The following is a 14,078-nucleotide window of genomic DNA, read 5'->3' on the forward strand; positions in this document are numbered from 1 at the left end:
TTGCGGTCATGGGAAGGTCAGTCCTCCAGTGCGGCGAGGCCGGGGAGCGTCTTGCCTTCGAGGTATTCGAGGCTGGCGCCGCCGCCGGTCGAGATGTGGCCGAACGCCGACTCGTCGAAGCCCAGCGTCCGCACGGCGGCCGCGGAGTCGCCGCCGCCGACGACGGTGAAGGCGGAGGAGTCGAGCAGGCCCTGGGCCACGGCCCTGGTGCCCTCGGCGTAGTCCGGGTGTTCGAAGACGCCCATCGGCCCGTTCCAGAAGACCGTGGCCGCGTCGGCGAGCTTCGACGCGTAGAGCGCGCAGGTCTCCGGGCCGTTGTCGAGGCCCATCTTCCCCGCGGGCATGGCGTCGGCGCGCACGGTCTCGGGGTGGGCGGGCGCCTTGGTCTTCAGGTCGGGGAACTCGGCGGCGACCTTCAGGTCGACGGGGAGCACGAACTCCACGCCGCGCTCGTCGGCCCGCTTGAGGTACTCCCGCACCGCGGGGATCTGGTCCTCCTGGAGCAGCGAGGAACCGACCTCGTGGCCCTGGGCCTTGAGGAAGGTGAAGGCCATGCCGCCGCCGATGAGGATGCGGTCGGCCTTCTCCAGGAGGTGGTCGATGACGCCGAGCTTGTCGGAGACCTTGGCGCCGCCGAGCACGACGGCGTAGGGGCGCGCGACGTCCTCGGTGAGCTTCTTCAGGACACCGACCTCGGTGGCGATGAGGAAGCCCGCGGCGTGCGGGAGGCGGGCCGGCAGGTCGTAGACGGAGGCGTGCTTGCGGTGCACGGCGCCGAAGCCGTCGCCGACGTACAGGTCCGCGAGGGCGGCGAGCCGGTCGGCGAAGGCGCCGCGCTCGGCGTCGTCCTTCGCGGTCTCGCCGGGGTTGAAGCGCAGGTTCTCCAGCACGGCCACCTGGCCGTCCTTGAGGTCCGCCACGGTCCCCCGGGCGGAATCGCCGACCGTGTCGGTCGCGAACGCCACGTCCTTGCCGAGGAGTTCGCCGAGGCGGGCGGCGGCGGGCGCCAGCGAGAAGGCGGGGTCGGGCGCGCCCTTGGGGCGGCCGAGGTGCGAGGCGACGATCACGCGCGCGCCGGCCTCCGCGAGGCGGGCGACCGTCGGCTCGACGGCCCGGATGCGGCCGTCGTCGGTGATGGCGGTGCCGGACAGGGGCACGTTCAGGTCGGCGCGCACGAAGACGCGCCTGCCGCGTACGCCGTCCGCCAGAAGTTCTTCGATCGTCCTCATGGGTCTCCTGGTCTCCTCAGGGCTGCCGACAGGCCACAGGGCCCGTGCTCCGCGACGCTGCGCGGGCCGGGCCCTGGGCTCGTGCCGTACGGATCAGAGCTGGTTGCCGACGAAGGCGGTGAGGTCCACGAGGCGGTTGGAGTAGCCCCACTCATTGTCGTACCAACCGATGATCTTCACGCTCTTGCCCTGAACCATCGTCAGGGAGGAGTCGAAGGTGCAGGAGGCGGGCCAGTTGACGATGTCCGAGGAGACGATCGGGTCCTCGGTGTACGAGAGGTAGGCCTTGAGCTGGCCCTCTGCGGCCTTCTGGAACGCGGCGTTGACCTCGTCCTTGGTCACCGCGCGCTCGGTCTCGACGACCAGGTCGGTGACGGAGCCCGTCGGGACGGGCACCCGCATCGCCATGCCGTTGAGCTTGCCTGCCAGCTCCGGGATGACCAGGCCGAGGGCCTTGGCCGCGCCGGTGCTCGCCGGGATGATGTTCTCGGCCGCGGCGCGGGCACGGCGCAGGTCGCGGTGCGGGAAGTCCTGGAGGCGCTGGTCGCTCGTGTAGGCGTGGACCGTGGTCATCAGGCCGGACACGATGCCGAAGTTCTCCAGCATGACCTTCGCCATCGGCGCCACACAGTTGGTGGTGCAGGAGGCGTTGGAGATGATGGTGTGCTTCGCGGGGTCGTACTTGTCCTCGTTGACGCCCAGCACGATGGTGATGTCCTCGTCCGTGGCCGGAGCCGAGATGAGGACCTTCTTCGCGCCGCCCGCGACGTGCTTCTCGGCGTCGGCCTTCTTCGTGAAGATGCCGGTCGACTCGATGACGATGTCGACGCCCAGCTCGCCCCAGGGGATGTCGGCCGGGTTGCGCTCGGAGAGGACCTTGATGGTGTGGCCGTCGACGGTGATGGTGTCGGCGGTGTGGGTCACCTCGGCCTTGAGGCGGCCCAGGATGGTGTCGTACTTCAGCAGGTGGGCCGTGGTCGCGGTGTCACCCAGGTCGTTGACAGCCACGATCTCGATGTCCGCACCCTGCTCCAGCAACGCGCGGAAGTAGTTACGCCCGATGCGGCCGAAGCCGTTGATGCCTACGCGGATCGTCACGAAACCGATCTCCTCGTTGGTACGCCGTGCGTCGCGACGCCCGGCGAGCTGTATGGGATGTCCCCGACCACCTACGACCCTACCGCCCCCGGTCCCGGGCCGTGACATCAGAGGGGGGCCTGCGGCGGGGCCGCTCACCTGCGCGCGAACGCGGCCCGATGGGCGGAAATCCGGCGGGCCTCCTGCGCCGTTCCCGGCCCCGCCGACCGGCTCCGCGCGCGGACGCAGGACCAGCCGCGACCGGCCCCGGCGAGTCCGCCACGGGCCCCGGACCGCGCGGCCGGGCGCGCCCGGGGCCCCGCGGGTCCTGCCGACCGGCTGGCCTATGTGATGCGCGCGGCGGGCGCACCCGGGCCGACTGCCCGGAGCCGGGGCGGCGCCGGACGGCCCGAGCGCGGCCGGGCGCGGCCGGCCGCCGGGGGCCGGGACGGCACAGGGGCGCCGGGCGGGCGTACTCGGACGCCCGAGGCCGCGAGGGCGCCGGGGCGACCGCCCCGGCTCGGGCGCCCGAGCCGGGGAGAGTGCCGGGTGGGCCGGGCGCTCGGCCGGGCGCGCGTCCCGGTGCCTGGCACGACGTACGACCCCGCGCCGCGCCCTGCGAGGGGCGCGGCCCCGCACTCCGGTGGCCGGAGGCGGCCCGGCCGCGGCGCTCAGACGGCCAGGCCGTCCGCCATCTCGTCGCTCAGCGTCGACTCCGTGCCCGGGATGCCCAGGTCCTGCGCGCGCTTGTCGGCCATGGCCAGCAGCCGGCGGATACGGCCGGCCACCGCGTCCTTGGTGAGCGGCGGGTCGGCGAGCGCGCCCAGCTCCTCCAGGGACGCCTGCTTGTGGTCCATCCGCAGCCGTCCTGCCGCGGCGAGGTGCTCGGGCACCTCCTCGCCGAGGATCTCCAGCGCCCGCTGCACCCGGGCGCCGGCCGCGACGGCGGCCCGCGCGGAGCGGCGGAGGTTGGCGTCGTCGAAGTTGGCGAGGCGGTTGGCCGTGGCGCGCACCTCGCGGCGCATCCGGCGCTCCTCCCACGCGAGCACCGACTCGTGCGCCCCGAGCCGCGTCAGCAGGGCGCCGATCGCGTCCCCGTCCCGTACGACCACCCGGTCGACGCCCCGGACCTCGCGGGCCTTCGCCGGGATCTGGAGCCTGCGCGCCGCGCCGACCAGGGCGAGGGCTGCCTCCGGGCCGGGGCAGGTCACCTCCAGGGAGGAGGACCTGCCGGGCTCGGTGAGCGAGCCGTGCGCGAGGAACGCGCCGCGCCAGGCGGCCTCCGCGTCGCAGGTCGCCCCCGAGACGACCTGCGGCGGCAGGCCCCTGATGGGCCGGCCCCTGCCGTCCACGAGACCGGTCTGCCGGGCCAGCTGGTCACCGCCCGTGATCACCCGAACGACGTAGCGGCTGCCGCGCCGCAACCCGCCGGGGGCCATCACGACCAGCTCGGAGTTGTGCCCGAAGATCTCCAGGATGTCCTTGCGCAGGCGCCGCGCGGCGATGCTGGTGTCGAGCTCCGCCTCGATCACGATGCGGCCGCTGACCAGGTGCAGACCGCCCGCGAACCGCAGGATCGCCGACACCTCGGCCTTCCTGCAGCACGTCCGGGTGACGGGGAGCCGGGCGATCTCGTCCTTCACCGCTGGCGTCATCGCCATGGGCCGATCCTTCCATGCATGCGAAAAATTCGGTCGTACGCGGCGGCCAGCAGCTCCGGGTCGTGCTTCGCGGAGCTGTCGCGCGCGGCCACCGGGGCCAGCTCGACGGCGGCACCGAAGCGTTTCGCGGCATCGGCGAGGGAGTCACTGTCGGGCACGGCGGCCCTGTCGGCCAGCACCACGTCCAGGGCGAGTTTAGGGGCGTGTCGCGCCAAAACCTCCAAATGACGCTGCGGTGAGAACCCCTCCGTTTCGCCGGGCTGGGGGGCGAGATTGAGCGAGAGGACCCGTCGCGCCCTGGTCTCCACCAGGGCCGTCAGCAGTTCGGGGACGAGGAGGTGGGGTATCACCGAGGAGAACCAGGAGCCGGGTCCGAGAACCACCCAGTCGGCGTCCATCACCGCCTGGACGGCCTCCGGCACGGCGGGCGGATCCGCGGGGACCAGGTGGACCGACTGGACCTCGCCGCGGGTGAGCGCGACCGTCGCCTGACCGCGCACGGTCTCGATCTCGTCGGGCCGCGCCGGGTCGTGGCCCCGCACCAGCGCCTGGAGTTCGAGCGGCACGGCGGACATCGGCAGCACCCTGCCGTGCGCGCCAAGGAGCTTGCCGACCAGGTCGAGGGCCTTGACGTGGTCGCCGAGCTGCTCCCACAGCGCGACGATCAGGAGGTTGCCCACGGCGTGGTCGTGCAGGTCGCCCTGGGACGCGAAGCGGTGCTGGATGACGTGCGACCAGGTCTGGCCCCACTCGTCGTCGCCGCACAGCGCGGCGAGCGCCTTGCGCAGGTCGCCGGGGGGCAGCACGCCGAGTTCCTCGCGCAGGCGACCGCTCGATCCGCCGTCGTCCGCGACGGTGACGACGGCGGTGAGGTCGCCGGTGATGCGGCGCAGCGAGGTGAGTGAGGCGGACAGCCCGTGGCCGCCGCCGAGCGCGACGACCTTGGGCTGCGCGCCCCGTCCGCGCGTCGACAGGGCGGGCGTGCCGGTGCGCAGCCTGCGCAGCCTGAACGTACGGCCGGTCACTCGCGCCCCAGGTCGCGGTGGACGGTGACCGTCTCGATGCCCGCGTCGGCGAGGCGCGCGGCGAGGCGCTCCGACATGGCGACGGAGCGGTGCTTGCCGCCCGTACAGCCGATGGCGATGGTCACGTACCGCTTGCCCTCGCGGCGGTAGCCGGAGGCGACCAGTTCGAGGAGTTCGGTGTAGCGGTCGAGGAACTCCTTGGCGCCCGGCTGGCTGAAGACGTAGCCGGCGACCTCCTCGTTGAGCCCGGTGTAGGGGCGCAGCTCCGGTACCCAGTGCGGGTTCGGCAGGAAGCGGCAGTCCGCGACCAGGTCGGCGTCGACGGGCAGGCCGTACTTGTAGCCGAACGACATGACCGTGGCCCGCAGTTCGGGCTCCTCCTCGCCCGCGAACCCGGCGTCGAGCTTGGCGCGCAGCTCGTGCACGTTGAGGCTGGAGGTGTCGATCACCAGGTCGGCGTCGCCGCGCAGCTCCCGCAGCAGGTCGCGCTCGGCGACGATGCCGTCGAGGGTCCTGCCGTCGCCCTGGAGCGGGTGCGGGCGCCGCACCGACTCGAAGCGGCGGACCAGCGCCTCGTCGGACGACTCCAGGAAGACGATCCTGCGCGTGACGCCCTTGGCCTCCAGGTCGGCCAGCGACTCGCGGAGGTTGTCGAAGAAGCGCCGGCCGCGCACGTCGACCACGACGGCGATCCGCGCCACGTTGCCCTGGGAGCGCGCGCCGAGCTCGACCATGGTCGGGATGAGCGCAGGCGGGAGGTTGTCCACGACGAACCAGCCGAGGTCCTCGAGGCACTTGGCCGCGGTGCTGCGGCCGGCCCCCGACATGCCGGAGATGATCACCAGCTCGGGGATGCCCGGCTCGTGTCCCGCCTCCTCCTGGCCGGCGCCCTCGGCGCCCGCGCCGCCCCTGTGCGGGGCGCCGCCCGTGCCCATCCGTCCCGCTCCGTCGTGCTGGTGCTCGCTGTGCCGGTCGTCCCGGTCGCCGTCAGTCATGCCCGCCGTCCCCGCTGTCCCCGTCGTCTTCCATGATCTCTCCGGTGGCCGTGTTCACGGCCGGTGCGGCCGGGGCCGCCTTGGCGAGGGCCACCACCACGGACTCGGCGGTCTTGCGGCCGAAGCCCGGCACCTCGCAGATCTGCTCGATTGTGGCCTGCCTGAGCCGCTTCACCGAGCCGAAATGCCTGACGAGTATCTGTTTCCTCGCCTCGCCGAGGCCGGGGACGTCGTCGAGGGGGCCCGACCTGATGCGCTTGGCCCGCTTCTGCCGCTGGTAGGTGATGGCGAAGCGGTGCGCCTCGTCGCGGACCCGCTGGAGCAGGTAGAGGCCCTCGCTTGAGCGCGGAAGCACCACCGGGTCGTCGTCGCCCGGCAGCCAGACCTCCTCCAGGCGCTTGGCGAGGCCGCACACGGCCACGTCGTCGACGCCCAGCTCGTCCAAAGCCCGCTTGGCCGCGGCGACCTGCGGCTGTCCGCCGTCGACGACGAGGAGCTGCGGCGGGTAGGCGAACCGCTTCGGCCTGCCGTCGTCGTCCTTGAGGTCCTGGAGGTCTTTGAGGTCCTGGAGCTCCTGGAGCCCGGCGAGCGCGTCGCCTGCGCGGTCCTGTGCCGGGTCCCGTCCGGGCGCGGGGGGCGCGCCGTCCCCGCGTACGGGCTCCAAGGTCCTCGCGGCCTCCGCGCGGACCATCACACGGACCGGGGCGGGGGCCGCGTCCTCGCCGGGCTCCTGCGCCTCGTCGCGGCCCTCCGGCCACTCCCCCGTGCGCTCCTTCTCCTGGAGGTAGCGGCGGAAGCGGCGGGTGATGACCTCGTGCATGGACCGGACGTCGTCCTGCCCGGCGAAGCCCTTGATCTGGAACCTGCGGTACTCGCTCTTGCGGGCGAGCCCGTCCTCGAAGACGACCATCGACGCCACCACGTCGTCGCCCTGGAAGTGCGAGATGTCGAAGCACTCGATGCGCAGCGGCGCGCTGTCCAGGCCGAGCGCGGCGGCGATCTCCTCCAGGGCGCGCGAGCGGGTGGTCAGGTCGCTCGCCCGCTTGGTCTTGTGCAGGGCGAGGGCCTGCTGCGCGTTGCGCGCGACCGTCGCCATCAGGTCCTTCTTGTCGCCGCGCTGCGGGACGCGCAGGGAGACCTGGGAGCCGCGCCGGTCACTCAGCCACTGCGCGACGGCGGCGGTCGCCGCCTCGTCGTCGCCGGGCAGCGCGGGGACGAGCACCTCCTTGGGGACGGCGTCGCCGCTCTCCTCCCCGTACAGCTGCTGGAGCGCGTGCTCGACGAGCTCGCCCGTGCCGACGGCCTCGACCTTGTCCGTGACCCAGCCGCGCTGGCCGCGGACGCGACCGCCGCGCACGTGGAAGATCTGCACGGCCGCCTCCAGCTCGTCCTCGGCGACGGCGATCAGGTCGGCGTCCGTGGCGTCGGCGAGCACCACCGCGTTCTTCTCCATGGCGCGCCGCAGCGCCCCTATGTCGTCGCGCAGGCGCGCCGCCCTCTCGTACTCCATCTCCTCGGCGGCCTCGGCCATCCGCCGCTCCAGGCGGCGCAGGTAAGCGCCGGTGCGGCCGGCCATGAAGTCGCAGAACTCCTCGGCGAGTTCGCGGTGGTCCTCCGGCTCGATCCGGCCGACGCAGGGCGCGGAGCACTTGTCGATGTAGCCGAGGAGGCAGGGGCGGCCCGTGCGCTCGGCGTTCCTGAACACCCCGGCGGAGCAGGTCCGCACGGGGAACACCCGGAGCATCAGGTCGACCGTCTCGCGGATCGCCCAGGCGTGGCCGTACGGGCCGAAGTAGCGCACGCCCTTGCGCTTGGCGCCGCGCATCACCTGCACGCGGGGGAACTTCTCGTTCAGCGTGACGGCGAGGTACGGATAGCTCTTGTCGTCGCGGTACTTGACGTTGAACCGCGGGTCGAACTCCTTGATCCAGGAGTACTCCAGCTGGAGCGCCTCGACCTCGGTGGACACGACCGTCCACTCCACGGACGCAGCGGTGGTGACCATCGTGCGCGTGCGCGGGTGGAGGCCGGAGAGGTCCTGGAAGTAGTTGGCGAGGCGCTGGCGCAGGCTCTTGGCCTTGCCGACGTAGATCACCCGGCGGTGCTCGTCGCGGAACTTGTAGACCCCCGGCGAGTCGGGGATCTCTCCCGGCTTGGGGCGGTAGCTGGAGGGGTCGGCCATACGGCCACCCTACTGGCGGGGACGGACAGTCAGGCGGACGGTCCCGCGCGTGATCAGGCTCCGTCCGCCGCCTTCGCGCCCTTGCCCTCGGGGCCCGCGACGAGCCTGCCGCCCTCGGCCCTGACCGGCACGGGCGGCAGCGGCGCCTGGGCGGGGCCACGCACGACCTTGCCGGTCGTGACGTCGAACCTGCTGCCGTGGCAGGGGCACTCGCCGGTGGTGCGCACCACCTTCGTCAGGACGCACCCCTGGTGGGTGCAGACCGCGCTGAACGCCTTGTAGGTGTCGTCGGCCTCGCGGTACACGACGACGCGGTCGTCCCGGTAGAGCCTGGCGCCGCCGACGGGCACGGCGTCGGGCGGCCCGAGGTCCACCGGAGCCGTGGGGGTGGGGCTCGCCGCGGGCCTGCCGCCCGGACCGCAGGCGGCCGCGCCGAGCGCGGTGGCGCCTGCGGCCGCCGCGCCCCTGAGCACGGCACGGCGGCGGGCGGTACGGGCGGGCAGGCCGGGCATGGGGGCGCTCCAGGCGGGGTGCGGGTGGGGTGCGGCGCGGCGGCCGCGGGGAACGTCCGCGACGATACCGGGACGGATCAGGCGCCCCGGTACCGGCCCCGCTCCCCGGGCCCGCGCCGGTCACCAGCCGCGCTCGCGCCACTCCGGCAGGTGGGGCCGCTCGGCGCCGAGCGTGGTGTCGGCGCCGTGGCCCGGGTAGACCCAGGTCTCGTCGGGCAGCGGGTCGAACAGCTTGGTCTCGACGTCGTGCAGGAGGCTCGCGAACGCCTCGGGGTCCTGGTGGGTGTTGCCCACGCCACCGGGGAAGAGGCAGTCGCCGGTGAACACGTGCGGGTGGCCGTGCGGGTCGTCGTAGACGAGCGCGATGGAGCCGGGCGTGTGGCCGACGAGGTGGCGCGCGGTGAGGGAGATCTCGCCGAAGGTGATGGTGTCGCCGTCGTCGACCGGCACGTCGGTGGCGACGGGGATGCCCTCGGTGTCGTACCGTCCGGCGTACGTGCGTGCCGCGGTGGCCTCGACGACCTCCGCGAGCGCCCCCCAGTGGTCGGCGTGGCGGTGCGTGGTGACGACGGCGGAGACGCCGTCCTCCCCGATGAGGCCGATGAGGGTCGCGGACTCGGCCGCCGCGTCGATGAGCAGCTGGCTGCCGGTGGCACGGCAGCGCAGCAGGTAGGCGTTGTTGTCCATGGACCCGACCGCGACCTTCGAGATCATCAGGTCGGGCAGTTCGTGCACGTCGGCGGGGCCGCCGACCCGCACTGCTCCGCTGTAGGTCATGGGGTCACTGTACGGGGAGCGTGACGGAGACCACTCGATCGGGTGAAGAGGTCGGAAGCCCGCCGTAAATCGAATGCGCGTGCTATAGGCTCGGGTACGGCGCCGGAAGAGGCATCCTGGTAGACGCACCTCGTGCACAGCCGCGCGGATGCCCCCTGCCCGGCGCCCGTACCGGTGCGCCTGCGGGCGGCGGCGTCCGCGCGGGCCGTGGCACCCCGTGCGCCCGCAGACACCCGTACAGCAGTCAGCAGTCCATCGCTCTGGCGACCCCCGGCACTCCGGCGAGGGGGCTCCGCCCCTGCATCCCCCAACGAAAGGTGCGGACCGGCGTGGCCGACCGTCTCATCGTCCGTGGCGCTCGCGAGCACAATCTCCGCAATGTCTCGCTGGACCTGCCCCGCGATTCGCTCATCGTCTTCACCGGCCTGTCCGGTTCCGGCAAGTCCTCGCTCGCGTTCGACACGATCTTCGCAGAGGGCCAGCGCCGCTACGTGGAGTCGCTGTCCTCGTACGCACGGCAGTTCCTCGGCCAGATGGACAAGCCGGACGTCGACTTCATCGAGGGCCTCTCCCCGGCCGTCTCCATCGACCAGAAGTCGACCTCGCGCAACCCGCGCTCCACGGTCGGCACGATCACCGAGGTCTACGACTACCTCAGGCTGCTGTTCGCCAGGATCGGCAAGCCGCACTGCCCGGAGTGCGGCCGCCCGATCACCCGCCAGTCGCCGCAGGCGATCGTGGACCGGGTGCTCGAACTGCCCGAGGGCAGCAGGTTCCAGGTCCTCTCGCCGCTGGTGCGCGAGCGCAAGGGCGAGTTCGTCGACCTGTTCTCGGATCTCCAGACCAAGGGCTACAGCAGGGCCAGGGTCGACGGCGCGACGATCCAGCTGACCGACCCGCCGAAGCTCAAGAAGCAGGAGAAGCACACCATCGAGGTGGTCGTCGACCGCCTCACGGTCAAGGACTCCGCCAAGCGCAGGCTCACCGACTCGGTGGAGACCGCGCTCGGGCTGTCCGGCGGCATGGTCGTGCTGGACTTCGTCGACCTCCCCGAGGACGACCCCGAGCGCGAGCGCATGTACTCGGAGCACCTGTACTGCCCGTACGACGACCTGTCGTTCGAGGAGCTCGAACCGCGCTCCTTCTCGTTCAACTCCCCCTTCGGCGCCTGCCCCGACTGCACCGGCATCGGTACGCGGATGGAGGTGGACCCCGAGCTGATCGTCCCCGACGAGGAGAAGTCGCTCGACGAGGGCGCCATCCACCCGTGGTCGCACGGGCACACCAGGGAGTACTTCGGCCGCATGATCGGCGGCCTCGCCGACGCGCTCGGCTTCCGTACGGACATCCCCTGGGCCGGGCTGCCGCAGCGGGCGAAGAAGGCCCTGCTGTACGGCCACAAGACGCAGGTCGAGGTCCGCTACCGCAACCGCTACGGGCGCGAGCGCGCCTATGTGACGCCGTCGTTCGAGGGCGCGGTGGCGTTCGTGAAGCGGCGCCACCAGGAGGCGGAGAGCGACTCCAGCAGGGAGCGCTTCGAGGGGTACATGCGCGAGGTGCCCTGCCCCACCTGCGAGGGCACCCGCCTCAAGCCGATCGTGCTCGCCGTGACGGTGATGGGGAAGTCCATCGCCGAGGTCTCCGCGCTGTCGATCAGCGACTGCGCCGACTTCCTCGCGCAGCTCACGCTGAACGCCCGCGACAAGAAGATCGCCGAGCGGGTGCTCAAGGAGGTCAACGAGCGGCTGCGGTTCCTGGTCGACGTCGGCCTCGACTACCTCTCGCTGAACCGCGCCGCGGGCACCCTCTCCGGCGGCGAGGCGCAGCGCATCAGGCTCGCCACGCAGATCGGCTCGGGCCTCGTCGGCGTGCTGTACGTGCTGGACGAGCCGTCCATCGGCCTGCACCAGCGCGACAACCACCGGCTGATCGAGACGCTGGTGCGGCTGCGGGACATGGGCAACACCCTGATCGTGGTGGAGCACGACGAGGACACGATCAAGGTCGCCGACTGGATCGTGGACATCGGCCCCGGCGCGGGCGAGCACGGCGGCAAGGTCGTGCACTCGGGTCCGCTCAAGGAGCTGCTGGCCAACGACGAGTCGATGACCGGCCAGTACCTCGTGGGCAGGCGGTCCATCCCGACGCCCGACGTGCGCAGGCCCGTCGACCCGGCGCGCCGGCTCACGGTGCACGGGGCGCGGGAGAACAACCTGCGGGACATCGACGTGTCGTTCCCGCTCGGGGTGCTCACCGCCGTCACCGGCGTCTCGGGCTCGGGCAAGTCGACCCTGGTCAACGACATCCTGTACACGCACCTGGCGCGCGAGCTGAACGGCGCGAAGACGGTACCCGGGCGGCACACCCGGGTCGCGGGCGACGACCTGGTGGACAAGGTCGTGCACGTCGACCAGTCCCCCATCGGCCGTACCCCGCGCTCCAACCCGGCGACGTACACGGGCGTGTTCGACCACGTCCGCAAGCTGTTCGCGGAGACGACCGAGGCGAAGGTCCGCGGCTATCTCCAGGGCCGGTTCTCGTTCAACGTGAAGGGCGGCCGCTGCGAGAACTGCTCGGGCGACGGCACGATCAAGATCGAGATGAATTTCCTGCCGGACGTGTACGTGCCCTGCGAGGTCTGCCACGGCGCCCGGTACAACCGGGAGACGCTGGAGGTCCACTACAAGGGCAAGAGCATCGCCGAGGTCCTGGACATGCCGATCGAGGAGGCGCTGGACTTCTTCGAGGCCGTCCCGACCATCTCCCGCCACCTCAGGACGCTCAACGAGGTCGGCCTCGGGTACGTGCGGCTCGGCCAGCCCGCGCCGACCCTCTCCGGCGGCGAGGCGCAGCGCGTCAAGCTCTCCAGCGAGCTCCAGAAGCGCTCCACGGGGCGCACGGTCTACGTGCTGGACGAGCCCACCACGGGCCTGCACTTCGAGGACATCAGCAAGCTGATCAAGGTGCTGTCCGGGCTGGTCGACAAGGGCAACTCGGTGATCGTGATCGAGCACAACCTGGACGTCATCAAGACGGCGGACTGGGTGATCGACATGGGCCCCGAGGGCGGCAACGGCGGCGGCCTGGTGGTCGCCGAGGGCACCCCTGAGCAGGTGGCGGGCGTCGCCACCAGCCACACCGGCAAGTTCCTCAGGGACATCCTCGACACGGAGCGGGTCAGCGACGCCACGGCGCCCGCCGGCAGGCGGACCCGCGCGGCGAAGCCCGCGGCGGCGCCGCGCAAGGCGACCGCGGGGGGCACGGCTGCCGCAGCGGGCCCGGCGGCAGCCGCCAAGAAGACGTCCGCCGCGGCCAAGAACTCGGCGGCAGCCGCCAAGAAGACCGCGGCGGCGAAGAAGACCGGGCAGGCGAAGAAGACCGCCGCTGCCCGCAAGCCGCGGGCGAAGTGAGGCCCGGGTGGGGCGTGACCGCACGCCCCGCCCTCGGCGCCCAGCCGCCGTACGCGCGCCACGGCTGTGCTCCCCGGAAGCACGGCCGCCCGTGTGCGGTCCACCCGGACGCGCCTCGCGCCGCAGCCCGTCGCCCCGGGAACGGGCCGGTCAGCCGGCGCGCCGGGCGGCAGGCAGGACCAGCCGCTGGGCGGACCGGCCGGCGGGTCGGCCGGATGCCGCGTGGGCGGCGCCGGGAGAGTGCGGGCGCTCAGGGGCCGGTCACCTCCGCGGCGTACGGGGGGTCCGCGCCGGGGCGTGAGCAGGTGACGGCGGCGGCGCGGGTGGCGAAGGCGAGGATCTCGCGCCAGCGGGCGTCGGACAGGCCGCCGGGCGCGGCCCGTCCGAGGGCGTCGTGGGCGGCGAGCCCGTGCAGCAGCGCGGCGTTGACCGTGTCGCCCGCGCCGATGGTGTCGGCGACCTCCACCGGCGCCGCGGGCACGGACACCTCGCCCGCGGCCGTGAACACCGTGAGCCCGTCGCCACCGCGGGTGACCACCACGGCGGACGGCCCGTCCGCGAGCCACTCCCGCGGTGCGCCGCCGAGCCACCCGGCGTCCTGCTCGGAGAGCTTCAGCAGCGACACGGACGGCAGCCAGGACCTGAACCTGGCACGGTAGGCGTCCGCGTCCGGGATGATGCCCGCCCGGATGTTCGGGTCGAGGAGGGTGAAGACGCCCCCGCGCGCCGCGCGCCGCAGCAGCGTCTCGTAGGCGGAGGCGCCCGGTTCGAGGACGAGCGAACAGGTGCCGAACGCGATCGCCCGTACGGACGGCGGCAGCGCGTCCGGGACGGTGAAGAGGCGGTCCGCGCTGCCCTGCGCGTAGAAGCCGAAGCCCGCGGAGCCGTCCGCCGCGAGCGCCGCCACGGCGAGGGTCGTGGGCTCGGGCCCGCGCTGGACGAGCGAGGTGTCGACGCCCGCCTCGCGCAGCCCTTCGAGGAGCGCGTCGCCGAAGGTGTCGGTGGAGATCCGGGAGCAGAACGCGGTGGGGCTGCCGATCCGCCCGAGGGCGACCGCCGTGTTGTAGGGGCCGCCGCCGCGCCGTGGCGCCAGCGGGGCGAGCGCCCCGCCTGCGCGGTCGGTGGGGACGAGGTCGATCAGGGACTCACCGGCGACGACGATCACGCGCCGACCGTAGCCCACGCCGCCTGGCCCGCGGCGCACGGGGCC

At 72.9% G+C, this 14,078-nt stretch carries 10 protein-coding genes; 1 reads left to right on the top strand and 9 read right to left on the bottom strand.

The annotated features are described in order from the left end of the window. Positions 1–17 precede the first annotated feature (17 nt). From ABEA77_RS22490 to ABEA77_RS22525, 8 genes are all read right to left on the bottom strand, one after another. A complete protein-coding gene (locus ABEA77_RS22490; protein WP_345650533.1) occupies positions 18–1,229 on the bottom strand; it encodes a phosphoglycerate kinase in 1,212 nt (403 codons plus the stop codon). 93 nt (positions 1,230–1,322) lie between these two features. After that, a complete protein-coding gene (gene gap / locus ABEA77_RS22495; RefSeq protein WP_345650535.1) occupies positions 1,323–2,327 on the bottom strand; it encodes a type I glyceraldehyde-3-phosphate dehydrogenase in 1,005 nt (334 codons plus the stop codon). A gap of 650 nt (positions 2,328–2,977) precedes the next feature. Further along, complete coding sequence (gene whiA, locus ABEA77_RS22500) at positions 2,978–3,967, bottom strand: DNA-binding protein WhiA (protein WP_345650538.1); 990 nt, start codon at positions 3,965–3,967, stop codon at positions 2,978–2,980. After that, positions 3,958–4,992 carry a gluconeogenesis factor YvcK family protein gene (locus tag ABEA77_RS22505; protein ID WP_345650541.1) on the bottom strand — a complete coding sequence of 345 codons (1,035 nt, stop codon included), beginning with the start codon at positions 4,990–4,992 and terminating at the stop codon, positions 3,958–3,960. Before ABEA77_RS22505 ends, whiA begins: the two co-directional genes overlap by 10 nt. Further along, positions 4,989–5,987, bottom strand: a complete 999-nt coding sequence (rapZ, locus tag ABEA77_RS22510; protein ID WP_345650544.1) for an RNase adapter RapZ — start codon at positions 5,985–5,987, stop codon at positions 4,989–4,991. Before rapZ ends, ABEA77_RS22505 begins: the two co-directional genes overlap by 4 nt. Further along, positions 5,980–8,169, bottom strand: a complete 2,190-nt coding sequence (uvrC, locus tag ABEA77_RS22515; RefSeq protein ID WP_345650547.1) for an excinuclease ABC subunit UvrC — start codon at positions 8,167–8,169, stop codon at positions 5,980–5,982. Before uvrC ends, rapZ begins: the two co-directional genes overlap by 8 nt. Positions 8,170–8,222: 53 nt before the next feature. Beyond that, positions 8,223–8,681: a Rieske (2Fe-2S) protein gene (locus ABEA77_RS22520; RefSeq protein ID WP_345650549.1), complete on the bottom strand. Its 459-nt coding sequence runs from the start codon at positions 8,679–8,681 to the stop codon at positions 8,223–8,225. Positions 8,682–8,801: 120 nt separating this feature from the next. Then, positions 8,802–9,458 carry an MBL fold metallo-hydrolase gene (locus ABEA77_RS22525; protein ID WP_345650551.1) on the bottom strand — a complete coding sequence of 219 codons (657 nt, stop codon included), beginning with the start codon at positions 9,456–9,458 and terminating at the stop codon, positions 8,802–8,804. A gap of 329 nt (positions 9,459–9,787) precedes the next feature. On the opposite strand from ABEA77_RS22525, the gene uvrA reads away from it, so the two are divergent. Then, positions 9,788–12,868 carry an excinuclease ABC subunit UvrA gene (gene uvrA / locus ABEA77_RS22530; RefSeq protein WP_345650553.1) on the top strand — a complete coding sequence of 1,027 codons (3,081 nt, stop codon included), beginning with the start codon at positions 9,788–9,790 and terminating at the stop codon, positions 12,866–12,868. Between the two features lie 250 nt (positions 12,869–13,118). Here the strand turns inward: uvrA and ABEA77_RS22535 are convergent, their stop codons facing one another. Next, on the bottom strand, positions 13,119–14,033 hold the full coding sequence (locus tag ABEA77_RS22535) for a carbohydrate kinase family protein (RefSeq protein ID WP_345650555.1): 915 nt from the start codon (positions 14,031–14,033) through the stop codon (positions 13,119–13,121). Between the last annotated feature and the right edge of the window lie 45 nt (positions 14,034–14,078).

The sequence above is a fragment of the Streptomyces tremellae genome (genome assembly GCF_039540215.1).
Classification (GTDB): Bacteria; Actinomycetota; Actinomycetes; order Streptomycetales; family Streptomycetaceae; genus Streptomyces; species Streptomyces tremellae.